Origin of the sequence: Vibrio sp. SCSIO 43097 (assembly GCF_023650755.1) — a bacterium.
Taxonomy (GTDB): Bacteria; Pseudomonadota; Gammaproteobacteria; order Enterobacterales; family Vibrionaceae; genus Vibrio; species Vibrio alginolyticus.
The window spans coordinates 3358297-3370051 of the sequence record NZ_CP071840.1; the positions used below are offsets into that span (position 1 = coordinate 3358297).

An 11755-nucleotide genomic window follows, 5' to 3' on the forward strand; every position below is an offset into this window, starting at 1 on the left:
TTTTAGCCACTATGTTTGACCCAAAGAAATTAGAGCAAATTGCTAAACAGATTCACGACTCAATGCCTCAACCTGTAAAAGAGTTGGGCTCTGATGTCGATCAGAAAGTTCGTCAAGTAATCCAAGGCCAGCTAAACAAGCTAGATGTTGTAAGTCGCGAAGAGTTTGATGTTCAAACTCAAGTTTTACTACGTACACGTCAAAAGCTAACAGAAATGGAACAGAAGTTGGCGCAACTTGAAGAAAAGCTTGCTGAAAAATAAGTATCAAAGCGCTCCTCACAAAGGAGCGTTTTTCTTATCGGCGCGCAGATAAATCGGCTAAAAACAAAAAGGCTTGGTCAACGGCGACCAAGCCTTTTGATTAGATGTTGTGTTTTATTTTGTATTTATCACTCCAGTCTGGCCAGAGTTCATTTAATATTTTCTCTACTTTGAAGCAAAGAAAATTAGCCACCAACCGCGATGCGCTTCATATCTGTCATATAACCACGTAGTTCTTCACCGATGTACTCTACAGGGTGGTTACGGATTGTTTCATTCACAGCGATAAGAGTCGCGTTATCCACTTGGTTAGACGTTTCACCTAAACCTTTACCAATTACGTCAGTATTTACGGCTGGCATAAACTTCTCACGTAGAAGCGGCGTTGCTACGTTAGCGAACAGGTAGTTACCGTATTCAGCCGTATCAGAGATAACCACGTTCATCTCGTATAAACGCTTACGTGCGATAGTGTTTGCGATAAGTGGCAGCTCGTGTAGAGACTCGTAGTAAGCAGACTCATCGATGATGCCAGAAGCGGTCATCGCTTCAAATGCTAGCTCAACACCCGCACGAACCATAGCAACCATCAGGATACCGTTATCGAAGTACTCCTGCTCAGAAATTTCTACGTCAGTTTCTGGGTAGTTTTCGAAAGCAGTTTCACCCGTTTCTGCACGCCAGCCTAGTAGGTTTGCATCGTCGTTTGCCCAGTCAGCCATCATCGTGCTAGAGAAGTGACCTGTGATGATGTCATCCATGTGCTTGTTGTATAGCGGACGCATCAGCTCTTTTAGCTCTTCAGAAAGTTCAAATGCTTTTACTTTCGCAGGGTTAGTTAAGCGATCCATCATATGAGTGATACCACCAAACTTCAGAGCTTCCGTGATCGTTTCCCAGCCGTATTGAAGAAGCTTGCCTGCGTAGCCAGGATCGATACCATCAGCAATCATCTTCTCGTAACACACGATAGAGCCAGCCTGTAGCATGCCACAAAGGATAGTTTGCTCACCCATTAGGTCAGATTTCACCTCAGCAACGAAAGAAGACTCTAGACAGCCTGCACGGTGACCACCGGTTGCTGCAGCCCAAGCTTTCGCGATATCCCAACCTTCACCTTTTGGGTCGTTCTCTGGGTGAACAGCGATAAGAGTCGGTACACCGAAACCACGCTTGTATTCTTCACGAACTTCCGTACCTGGACATTTAGGTGCAACCATTACTACCGTTAGGTCTTTACGGATTTGCATGCCTTCTTCAACAACGTTGAAACCATGAGAGTAACCCAGTGCTGCGCCTTCTTTCATTAACGGCATTACCGTCTCAACAACGTTTGTGTGCTGCTTATCTGGAGTAAGGTTTACTACTAGATCAGCTTGTGGAATTAGCGTTTCGTAGCTACCTACCTCAAAACCGTTGTCTTTTGCGTTTTTGAATGACTGGCGTTGCTCATCAATCGCGGCTTGGCGAAGCGCATAAGCAACGTCTAGACCAGAGTCGCGCATGTTCAGACCTTGGTTAAGACCTTGAGCACCACAACCTACAATGACTACTTTCTTACCTTTCAGATAATCCGCTTCTGAAGCGAACTCACTGCGGTCCATAAAACGACAACGACCTAATTGGTCCAACTGCTCGCGCAAGTTTAGGGTATTGAAATAATTAGCCATCTGGGTGCTCCTTTGAGATTCTTCCATTGAGGTCAGTAATTGCCTTACCGAATAACTTCATACTAAAACAGACATGAGATTGCTTAAAGTGATATATTCACAATTAATTATTGCAATTTATGCAACATGGAAATGAAAATTTAATGAATATCAAAAGCCTGCAACTTTTCATTCATCTCTGTGAGAGTAAAAGTTTCGCCAAGACCGCAGCGGCAATGCATATTAGCCCTTCAGCCTTAAGCCGACAGATACAAAAATTAGAGGAGGAAACCAGCCAACAATTGTTTTTACGCGACAACCGTAGCGTTGATTTAACTATCCAAGGTAAAAAGCTAGTCCCAGTCGCCTTAAAGATTCTTGGCGAATGGCAGCAGTATCAGAGTCACCTGAAGGGAACCGAGGATGAATTGAAAGGAGAAATCCGTCTCTTTTGTTCTGTTACTGCAAGCTACAGCCATCTTCCGGAGCTAATATCTGACTTTCGTATTCAGAACCCTTTCATTGAATTCAAACTATCAACCGGCGATCCAGCTCAAGCGATCGACAAAATACTAGCAGATGAAGCCGATATTGCCATATCAGCCAAGTCAGAACAGATGCCAAATAAAATCGCATTTGAAACGATCAGTGAAATCCCACTTTCTGTCATCGTACCTGTTGGGGTTAGTGCGTTTGCTGAAGAGCTACAAAAAGAAAAACCAGACTGGTCGGTCATTCCATTCATACTCCCAGAAGCAGGAACGGCAAGAGACAGGGCCAATAGTTGGCTCAAACAAATGAAAATAAAGCCAAAGATTTACGCACAAACTTCCGGACATGAAGCCATCGTAAGTATGGTTGCATTGGGGTGTGGAGTAGGTATCGCACCTGATGTTGTAATCAATAACAGTCCGGTAAGAGAAAAGATAAATCGTTTAAAAGTCTTACCAATTAAACCTTTTAAACTTGGTGTTTGCTGCAACAAAACTCAGCTGGAAAATCCGCTTGTTAAAGCCTTTTGGAAGGTTGCAGAGAGCAAGTATATCGCACCTTAGATGAACACTTTTTAGGTATAAAGTGAGCTAATTTTAAAACTCTATAGATGCAAAAAAGCCCGCTCTTTCGAGCGGGCTTCTTAAATTTAAAGCCTGGCGATGTCCTACTCTCACATGGGGAAGCCCCACACTACCATCGGCGCTATTTCGTTTCACTTCTGAGTTCGGCATGGAAATCAGGTGGGTCCAAAACGCTATGGTCGCCAAGCAAATTCTTTAATCTGGAAAGCTGTTTTTTAATTCTCGTTCTTACACATTCAACGTTCTTTCATTGAGTCCATCAAAACCCCTTGGGTGTTGTATGGTTAAGCCTCACGGGCAATTAGTACAGGTTAGCTCAACGCCTCACAACGCTTACACACCCTGCCTATCAACGTCGTAGTCTACGACAACCCTTTAGGATACTTAAAGTATCAGGGAGAACTCATCTCAAGGCTCGCTTCCCGCTTAGATGCTTTCAGCGGTTATCGATCCCGAACTTAGCTACCGGGCAATGCGTCTGGCGACACAACCCGAACACCAGAGGTTCGTCCACTCCGGTCCTCTCGTACTAGGAGCAGCCCCTTTCAATTCTCCAACGCCCACGGCAGATAGGGACCGAACTGTCTCACGACGTTCTAAACCCAGCTCGCGTACCACTTTAAATGGCGAACAGCCATACCCTTGGGACCGACTTCAGCCCCAGGATGTGATGAGCCGACATCGAGGTGCCAAACACCGCCGTCGATATGAACTCTTGGGCGGTATCAGCCTGTTATCCCCGGAGTACCTTTTATCCGTTGAGCGATGGCCCTTCCATTCAGAACCACCGGATCACTATGACCTGCTTTCGCACCTGCTCGAATTGTCATTCTCGCAGTCAAGCGGGCTTATGCCATTGCACTAACCTCACGATGTCCAACCGTGATTAGCCCACCTTCGTGCTCCTCCGTTACGCTTTGGGAGGAGACCGCCCCAGTCAAACTACCCACCAGGCACTGTCCGCAACCCCGATAAGGGGTCGACGTTAGAACATCAACACTACAAGGGTGGTATTTCAAGGACGGCTCCACGCAATCTAGCGACTGCGCTTCAAAGCCTCCCACCTATCCTACACATGTAGGGTCAATGTTCAGTGCCAAGCTGTAGTAAAGGTTCACGGGGTCTTTCCGTCTAGCCGCGGGTACACTGCATCTTCACAGCGATTTCAATTTCACTGAGTCTCGGGTGGAGACAGCGTGGCCATCATTACGCCATTCGTGCAGGTCGGAACTTACCCGACAAGGAATTTCGCTACCTTAGGACCGTTATAGTTACGGCCGCCGTTTACCGGGGCTTCGATCAAGAGCTTCGACCGAAGTCTAACCCCATCAATTAACCTTCCGGCACCGGGCAGGCGTCACACCGTATACGTCATCTTGCGATTTTGCACAGTGCTGTGTTTTTAATAAACAGTTGCAGCCACCTGGTATCTGCGACTCTCAATAGCTCCATCCGCGAGGGACTTCACCGTCGAGAGCGTACCTTCTCCCGAAGTTACGGTACCATTTTGCCTAGTTCCTTCACCCGAGTTCTCTCAAGCGCCTTGGTATTCTCTACCCGACCACCTGTGTCGGTTTGGGGTACGATTCCTTACAATCTGAAGCTTAGAGGCTTTTCCTGGAAGCATGGCATCAATGACTTCACATCCGTAGATGCTCGACGTCGTGTCTCAGCTTTAAGAAGAGCCGGATTTACCTAACTCTTCAGCCTACGCACTTGAACCTGGACAACCGTCGCCAGGCCCACCTAGCCTTCTCCGTCCCCCCATCGCAATTGTAAGAAGTACGGGAATATTAACCCGTTTCCCATCGACTACGCCTTTCGGCCTCGCCTTAGGGGTCGACTTACCCTGCCCCGATTAACGTTGGACAGGAACCCTTGGTCTTCCGGCGAGGAGGTTTTTCACCCCCTTTATCGTTACTCATGTCAGCATTCGCACTTCTGATACGTCCAGCATGCGTTACCACACACCTTCAACCGCTTACAGAACGCTCCCCTACCCAATGCACTAAAGTGCATTGCCGCAGCTTCGGTTTACTACTTAGCCCCGTTACATCTTCCGCGCAGGCCGACTCGACCAGTGAGCTATTACGCTTTCTTTAAATGATGGCTGCTTCTAAGCCAACATCCTGGCTGTCTGAGCCTTCCCACATCGTTTCCCACTTAGTAGTAATTTGGGACCTTAGCTGGCGGTCTGGGTTGTTTCCCTCTCCACGACGGACGTTAGCACCCGCCGTGTGTCTCCCGGATAGTACTTACTGGTATTCGGAGTTTGCAAAGGGTTGGTAAGTCGGGATGACCCCCTAGCCTTAACAGTGCTCTACCCCCAGTAGTATTCGTCCGAGGCGCTACCTAAATAGCTTTCGGGGAGAACCAGCTATCTCCAGGTTTGATTGGCCTTTCACCCCTAGCCACAAGTCATCCGCTAATTTTTCAACATTAGTCGGTTCGGTCCTCCAGTTGATGTTACTCAACCTTCAACCTGCCCATGGCTAGATCACCTGGTTTCGGGTCTATATCCAGAGACTGAACGCCCAGTTAAGACTCGGTTTCCCTACGGCTCCCCTAGATGGTTAACCTTGCCACTGAATATAAGTCGCTGACCCATTATACAAAAGGTACGCAGTCACAGGACAAGCCTGCTCCTACTGCTTGTACGTACACGGTTTCAGGTTCTATTTCACTCCCCTCACAGGGGTTCTTTTCGCCTTTCCCTCACGGTACTGGTTCACTATCGGTCAGTCAGTAGTATTTAGCCTTGGAGGATGGTCCCCCCATATTCAGACAGGATATCACGTGTCCCGCCCTACTCGATTTCACTGAACACACGTCGTCAACTACGGGACTATCACCCTGTATCGTCAGCCTTTCCAGGCTGTTCGTCTAACGCGTGTAAAGCTTAAGGGCTAGTCCAATTTCGCTCGCCGCTACTTTCGGAATCTCGGTTGATTTCTTTTCCTCGGGGTACTTAGATGTTTCAGTTCCCCCGGTTCGCCCTGTTGAGCTATGTATTCACTCAACAGTAATACCTTATGGTATTGGGTTTCCCCATTCGGAAATCCCAGACTCAAATGGTTTTTACTACCTAATCTGGGCTTATCGCAAGTTAATACGTCCTTCATCGCCTCTGACTGCCAAGGCATCCACCGTGTACGCTTAGTCACTTAACCATACAACCCGAAGGAGTTTCGAGTTGATAATCAAATCACCAAAGTTGTCTCTCATTATTTGAATGAGCGAGAGACATATCGATTTTGCCGGACTCAATTTCGAATAATCACTGTAAAAGTGATATTCCCAAGAACACTCGAATGTGTTTTTTGGTGTTTATCTTTCGATAAACATTGAGAACTTTACAAACAATCTTAAAGATTGTTTTGTCAGCTTTCCAAATTGTTAAAGAGCTATGTTGCTTCACAAGGAAGTTACATTTTCTAAAGACTTTCAGAGTCAAAAATACCAACCAGTATCAATTGCTTGTTCTGGTTTGGACGTTTTATTCCAAAAATACTTAGAGAATGGTGGGCGATACCGGGCTCGAACCAGTGACCCCCTGCTTGTAAGGCAGGTGCTCTCCCAACTGAGCTAATCGCCCACATTGTTTTGATTTCCGTGGAAGGAAATGGTGGGTCGTGCAGGATTCGAACCTGCGACCAATTGATTAAAAGTCAACTGCTCTACCAACTGAGCTAACGACCCAATGGTATCCCGTAGGGGAGTCGAACCCCTGTTACCGCCGTGAAAGGGCGGTGTCCTAGGCCTCTAGACGAACGGGACACTAAGTGAACATCTTGGGGGATGTTCTATCTCTTAAACTTCATAAACCGTATCAATCTGTGTGAACACTCATCGCAATAATCATCGTATAAGGAGGTGATCCAGCGCCAGGTTCCCCTAGCGCTACCTTGTTACGACTTCACCCCAGTCATGAACCACAAAGTGGTAAGCGTCCCCCCAAAGGTTAAACTACCTACTTCTTTTGCAGCCCACTCCCATGGTGTGACGGGCGGTGTGTACAAGGCCCGGGAACGTATTCACCGTGGCATTCTGATCCACGATTACTAGCGATTCCGACTTCATGGAGTCGAGTTGCAGACTCCAATCCGGACTACGACGCACTTTTTGGGATTCGCTCACTTTCGCAAGTTGGCCGCCCTCTGTATGCGCCATTGTAGCACGTGTGTAGCCCTACTCGTAAGGGCCATGATGACTTGACGTCGTCCCCACCTTCCTCCGGTTTATCACCGGCAGTCTCCCTGGAGTTCCCGACATTACTCGCTGGCAAACAAGGATAAGGGTTGCGCTCGTTGCGGGACTTAACCCAACATTTCACAACACGAGCTGACGACAGCCATGCAGCACCTGTCTCAGAGTTCCCGAAGGCACCAATCCATCTCTGGAAAGTTCTCTGGATGTCAAGAGTAGGTAAGGTTCTTCGCGTTGCATCGAATTAAACCACATGCTCCACCGCTTGTGCGGGCCCCCGTCAATTCATTTGAGTTTTAATCTTGCGACCGTACTCCCCAGGCGGTCTACTTAACGCGTTAGCTCCGAAAGCCACGGCTCAAGGCCACAACCTCCAAGTAGACATCGTTTACGGCGTGGACTACCAGGGTATCTAATCCTGTTTGCTCCCCACGCTTTCGCATCTGAGTGTCAGTATCTGTCCAGGGGGCCGCCTTCGCCACCGGTATTCCTTCAGATCTCTACGCATTTCACCGCTACACCTGAAATTCTACCCCCCTCTACAGTACTCTAGTCTGCCAGTTTCAAATGCTATTCCGAGGTTGAGCCCCGGGCTTTCACATCTGACTTAACAAACCACCTGCATGCGCTTTACGCCCAGTAATTCCGATTAACGCTCGCACCCTCCGTATTACCGCGGCTGCTGGCACGGAGTTAGCCGGTGCTTCTTCTGTCGCTAACGTCAAACAACGCCGCTATTAACGACGCCGCCTTCCTCACGACTGAAAGTGCTTTACAACCCGAAGGCCTTCTTCACACACGCGGCATGGCTGCATCAGGCTTGCGCCCATTGTGCAATATTCCCCACTGCTGCCTCCCGTAGGAGTCTGGACCGTGTCTCAGTTCCAGTGTGGCTGATCATCCTCTCAGACCAGCTAGGGATCGTCGCCTTGGTGAGCCCTTACCTCACCAACTAGCTAATCCCACCTAGGCATATCCTGACGCGAGAGGCCCGAAGGTCCCCCTCTTTGGCCCGTAGGCATCATGCGGTATTAGCCATCGTTTCCAATGGTTATCCCCCACATCAGGGCAATTTCCTAGGCATTACTCACCCGTCCGCCGCTCGACGCCGTTATCGTTCCCCGAAGGTTCAGATAACTCGTTTCCGCTCGACTTGCATGTGTTAGGCCTGCCGCCAGCGTTCAATCTGAGCCATGATCAAACTCTTCAATTTAAGATTTTGTTCGGCTCAATGAATACTGAACATTACATAACGTAATGTTTGAATTGACTGTGCTGAATCTTTCGATTCAATGGTCACTTCGTATCATTGAAACCTAATTTGAAACCGAAGTTTCTAATTGGATTATCATCAACGAGTGCCCACACAGATTGATAGGTCTATATTGTTAAAGAGCTTTCCTGTTGAGCTTTGCTCAAAACAGGACGGCCATTTTAGCGAGTTAAAGTTTAGTGTCAATCACTTTTTTCAAACTTTCTTCAAGCGTTTCTGCTTGGCTAATTTGGCTTGCTAACTTGGCTTCTTACTTTCGAAACTTAAGCTTCGAAGCGTTGCCGTGTCAGCGAGGTGGCATTATAGAGATTGCGATCACATTGGCAAGCCCTTTTTCTCGTTTTTTTTGATTTTTTTATCGTTCGGATAAATTTGCATCAAAAGCGGTCAAAAGAGCACGTTATTTCTACAGTTCTCTAAATTTATCTGCGAAAAGAGCCACTTTTTCCCAATTGGTGTACTCCACCTCTTTGGTCGTATCGGTTTCGCCACCCGTCATCGACATAATGAACCTAATCATAGTTCTGTCGAACCAGCTATAACGTGGGTAATAAAGTGCACCAGCAAAAACACCGATTAGCGTTGGTTTCCAAGGCGACTTAATTAGGAACTTGCGAATGTAGGCACTACCTTCAGGTGTATCCTTTCCTTGGTCCTCTTTACGAGCGGTTAGGTTTACGCAGAAAAATGCCACTTTATTTTGCTCCAATTGATTGAGGTTTCGCTCAATAAACTGGTATAGCTTTTTATTAAGATGGCCATAGCGAATAGAGGCGCCTATCAATACTCTGTCGTATTGGCTGAAGTCAATCGTCTCGACATTATGTAAATCCACCAGCTCACAATCGAAATCTGGAAGTTGTTCATCTATATAGTGGAGAATTTTTTTAGTCTGCCCTTCGCGGGAAGAGTATAGAAATAATGCTTTTGCCACGATTTCCCCTTAGCTACGCCAAAACGTCGGCGTAAGTAGAATAAGTAAGGTAAAGATTTCCAAACGACCAAACAGCATAGAAACTATTAATACCCATTTTGCTTTGTCGTTAACATCACCAAAGTGAAGCGCCACTTCTCCCAAGCCAGGACCGAGGTTGTTCAGAGTCGCAGCCACCGCCGAGAACGCACTGAGCTCATCCATTCCTGTTGCAATCAACCCCAACATACAAACCACAAATACCAATGCGTATGCGGAGAAGAAACCCCAAACCGCATCGACAACACGTTGCGGTAGGGCACTGCCACCTACTTTGATGGTGTAAACCGCGCGTGGATGGACTAAACGTTTTAGTTCACGCGCACCTTGTAAGGTAAGAAGCAGGATACGGATCACTTTCATGCCGCCGCCTGTTGAACCAGCACAACCACCTATAAAGGAAGAGAACAATAACAGCACAGGTAAGAAGAGCGGCCAATCCGCAAAACCTGTTGTCGTAAAGCCCGCTGTTGTGGATATTGATACGGTTTGGAACAGAGCCTGATCGAAAGCATCGTATGTCGATATGTAAGAATGATGTTTCAGTAATAATAGAAAGCAAATGATAAATAGCAGCACTTGAATAAACAAGAAGGCGCGAAACTCAGGATCTTTCCAGTAATACTTGGGATGTACGCCACCTGATGCAAATGCAGCAAAGTGCAGTGTGTAATTACATGCAGATATAAGCAGAAAAACCACAGTAATCAGGTTAATCGCGTAACTATCAAAATATCCGATGCTGGCATCGTGGGTAGAGAAGCCGCCAATAGCAATGGTGGAAAAGCTGTGACTGATGGCGTCAAATGGCGTCATACCAGCTAACCAAAAAGCCGAAGCACAGGCGATAGTCAGGCTCAAATAGATGTACCAAAGCGCCTTAGCAGTTTCTGCTATGCGCGGCGTCACTTTAGTGTCCTTGACTGGACCAGGGATCTCGGCGCGGTAAAGCTGCATACCACCAATGCCAAGTACTGGCAAAATCGCCACCGCTAATACGATGATTCCCATACCGCCGAACCACTGCAGTAACTGTCGATAGAATAGAATCGCTTTAGGTAACTCATCCAAACCAACAATAACGGTCGCCCCGGTCGTCGTGAGAGCAGAAAACGATTCAAAAAACGCATCTGTCACTGAGACGTTCGGGTTGTCAGCAATGAGAAAGGGGATCGAGCCTGCACTGCCAAGTACTGTCCAGAATAAGACGACAATAAGAAAGCCATCTCGAGCTTTAAGCTCGTGCTTATACCTGCGGTTTGGGTACCAACAAACGGCCCCACAAAACAGCAGAACAAAAAATGTCGTGACAAAAGGCACACCAGCACCATCTCGATAGATCAGCGCAACGAGTGCTGGCGCAAGCATAGTGACACTAAAGAGTGCGAGCAGTAGCCCGACGATTCGAATAATTGAACGAAATTGCATGGATAAATTGACTAGCGAAGCTGTCCCTGTTGCTTCCTGTTTTTCATTATTGTCCGTCTAGCGGAGTGACAATTGCCTTTGCCCCGCTTTTATTAATGATTGCTTGGGTAAACGCGCTCACTTCTCGAAGCTCAATTTCCACCACTAATACGACCTGATCGCTGTATTCAGCCTCGACTTCTATCGCACCAAATTGCGGCATGATTGATTGTGCGATCGGCATAAACCCATAGTCTAACGTTAGTCTGAGCTTTGTGGTTATTTTTTTCTCAATAGTTTGAAGCAGCTTGAGCGCTTGTTGTACCCCACCCCCATACGCTTTAACCAAGCCGCCTGTACCTAACTTGATTCCACCAGAGTATCGCGTGACCACAGCCGTGATCTCCCCCACACCAGATCCAGACAGCTGAGCAAGGATCGGTTTACCTGCCGTCCCTGAAGGTTCTCCATCATCACTAAAGCCCCACTGCATCGAATCTTCTGGTCGACTAGCAACAAAGCCCCAACAGTTATGTCTAGCATCAGCGTGTTTAGCTTTGATTTGATCAACAAATGCTTTTGCAGCTTCGATACTTGGCGTGTGTGCCAAATAAGTAATGAAGACGCTCTTTTTAATTTCTTCTTCAAATTGAGCGGGCTCTGCTGGAATCAGATAAGGCTTGTCATTCATAGGATTATGGATTCAGGTTTATTTGCCTGAAGTCTATCACGAGTGTGATTTACCCGTCGCATAAGATCTGCCACAGCGCACAATGTTAAACACTTGTTTAAAAAATGTATTGAAATTAGACAATCCACGATCCAAACTAACTTTACTGGTCAAACCAGAACAAAAATAAACCGACTTCCTCGATACCTATTTGCCGAGGTACACGGCGTCGTTGAAA

General features: G+C 47.1%; 6 protein-coding genes, 3 tRNA genes and 3 rRNA genes. 2 read left to right on the forward strand and 10 right to left on the reverse strand.

The window, feature by feature from the left end; all coding sequences use genetic code 11:
- The first annotated feature begins 11 nt into the window (after positions 1–11).
- Entirely contained in the window at positions 12–263 is a 252-nt protein-coding gene (gene ubiK / locus J4N40_RS16155) for a ubiquinone biosynthesis accessory factor UbiK (RefSeq protein WP_005379099.1), read from the forward strand.
- A gap of 185 nt (positions 264–448) precedes the next feature.
- Here ubiK and ilvC read toward each other — a convergent pair whose 3' ends face one another.
- The gene (gene ilvC, locus J4N40_RS16160; RefSeq protein WP_005379098.1) at positions 449–1933 is read right to left on the reverse strand and encodes a ketol-acid reductoisomerase; all 1485 of its coding nucleotides are present in this window, start codon (positions 1931–1933) and stop codon (positions 449–451) included.
- Positions 1934–2076: 143 nt separating this feature from the next.
- On the opposite strand from ilvC, the gene ilvY reads away from it, so the two are divergent.
- Entirely contained in the window at positions 2077–2967 is an 891-nt protein-coding gene (ilvY, locus tag J4N40_RS16165) for an HTH-type transcriptional activator IlvY (RefSeq protein ID WP_025768266.1), read from the forward strand.
- A gap of 91 nt (positions 2968–3058) precedes the next feature.
- Here ilvY and rrf read toward each other — a convergent pair.
- From rrf to J4N40_RS16210, 9 genes are all read right to left on the reverse strand, one after another.
- Positions 3059–3175: ribosomal RNA gene (gene rrf, locus J4N40_RS16170) — 5S ribosomal RNA — on the reverse strand.
- 93 nt (positions 3176–3268) lie between these two features.
- Positions 3269–6158: ribosomal RNA gene (locus tag J4N40_RS16175) — 23S ribosomal RNA — on the reverse strand.
- A gap of 349 nt (positions 6159–6507) precedes the next feature.
- Positions 6508–6583: transfer RNA gene (locus tag J4N40_RS16180), tRNA-Val, on the reverse strand.
- Between the two features lie 28 nt (positions 6584–6611).
- Positions 6612–6687, reverse strand: a tRNA-Lys gene (locus J4N40_RS16185).
- A gap of 2 nt (positions 6688–6689) precedes the next feature.
- Positions 6690–6765, reverse strand: a tRNA-Glu gene (locus J4N40_RS16190).
- An 89-nt stretch (positions 6766–6854) separates the two neighbouring features.
- Positions 6855–8407: ribosomal RNA gene (locus J4N40_RS16195) — 16S ribosomal RNA — on the reverse strand.
- The 16S, 23S and 5S rRNA genes sit together here with 3 tRNA genes alongside, the layout of an rRNA operon.
- 466 nt (positions 8408–8873) lie before the next feature.
- Positions 8874–9401 carry a menaquinone-dependent protoporphyrinogen IX dehydrogenase gene (hemG, locus tag J4N40_RS16200; RefSeq protein WP_005378894.1) on the reverse strand — a complete coding sequence of 176 codons (528 nt, stop codon included), beginning with the start codon at positions 9399–9401 and terminating at the stop codon, positions 8874–8876.
- 9 nt (positions 9402–9410) lie between these two features.
- Positions 9411–10868, reverse strand: coding sequence for a TrkH family potassium uptake protein (locus J4N40_RS16205; protein ID WP_250654320.1), 1458 nt, complete (start codon positions 10866–10868; stop codon positions 9411–9413).
- A 46-nt stretch (positions 10869–10914) separates the two neighbouring features.
- Positions 10915–11538 carry a YigZ family protein gene (locus tag J4N40_RS16210; RefSeq protein ID WP_025768945.1) on the reverse strand — a complete coding sequence of 208 codons (624 nt, stop codon included), beginning with the start codon at positions 11536–11538 and terminating at the stop codon, positions 10915–10917.
- Positions 11539–11755: the final 217 nt, after the last annotated feature.